We start from the raw sequence: 1,418 nt of genomic DNA on the forward strand, positions 1-1,418 counted from the left end.
TTCATTTGAATTAAAAATACAAGTGGTTCAAGAATATCTTGATGGAAAAGGTGGATATGATTATCTAGCAAAAAAATTTAAGATAAAGTGTACATCTGATGTAAAAAAATGGGTCAATATTTATAAAGAATTTGGGACAGAAGGTTTAGTACGAAAACATAAAAATAATGTTTATACTGTTCAATTTAAATTAAATGCGATAGAGTTGTATCAAACAAGTGAGTTGTCCTATCGTGAAGTAGCAAATACTCTCCGAATAAATAATCCATCTCTGATTATCAATTGGATGAGACGGTTTCGAGAGGACGGTATTGAAGGACTCTCTAGACAGAAGGGGCGTCCACCAGCTATGACTAAAAAGATGAATGATAAGAGTTTGAAAAATCAGATTCCAATAGAAAATTCTTCTAACTATAAAGACAGAATTAAGGAACTGGAAATACAAGTTCGAACTTTACAAATCGAAAATGCCTTTTTAAAAGAATTGAGGAAGCTGAGAAAGCAGGAAGCATGCGAACAAATCAAACAATCTCAAAAATTATCTCTAGCCTCCGAGGACAATTCAAATTAAATGAGCTTCTTGCGACACTCAATTTTCCTAAAAGTACATTCATGTATTGGCAAAAACGTTTCGATAGAAACGACCCGGATTTAAAAATTAAAGAAGCACTTCTACGCATTAGAAAACAACATGAAAATTACGGCTATCGTGTGATGCGAGAAAAACTAAAAAACGAAGGTTTTATTGTGAATAAGAAGAAAATTCAACGCTTAATGAGAGAACTAGATATTCGTGTCACTGCCTTCACAAGAAAATCACGTAAGTATAGTTCTTATAAAGGTAAAGTTGGAACAATTGCTCCAAATAGAATAAAACAGCGCTTTGATTCAAATATCATACATCAAAAAATTACAACAGATACGACAGAATTTAAATACTATGAAAAAGATTCTTCTGGAAATATTCAAATAAAAAAATTGTATCTGGATCCATTTATGGACCTGTGCAATCGAGAAGTTATTAGTTTCCGAATTTCAAAAAAACCAAATGGTGAGACCATAATGGCTGCTCTAAAAGAAGCTATTGAAGTGACAAACGATTGTCTATATAGGCGAACATTCCATTCTGACCAGGGATGGGCTTATCAGATGAATGCATATAAAGCAATGCTGAAAGAAAATAATATATTCCAAAGCATGTCTCGAAAAGGAAACTGTTATGATAATTCACCTATTGAAAACTTCTTTGGTATCTTAAAACAGGAAATATATTATGGAAATATTTTTCATAGCTATAAGGAATTAAAAGAAAGAATTATCTCTTATATTCATTACTATAACCATGATCGTATGAAGCAAAAACTTAATTGGTTAAGTCCTGTGGAATATCGAAGACAGAAATTAATCTAGTTACACAC

At 31.7% G+C, this 1,418-nt stretch carries 1 pseudogene; it reads left to right on the plus strand.

Features of this window, described 5'->3' with window-relative positions:
* Window positions 1-1,410, plus strand: a pseudogene (locus tag ACFO3L_RS11510) (IS3 family transposase); the annotation flags it as partial.
* Window positions 1,411-1,418 lie beyond the last annotated feature (8 nt).

The organism is Enterococcus eurekensis, assembly GCF_042654605.1.
Lineage (GTDB): Bacteria > Bacillota > Bacilli > Lactobacillales > Enterococcaceae > Enterococcus_I > Enterococcus_I eurekensis.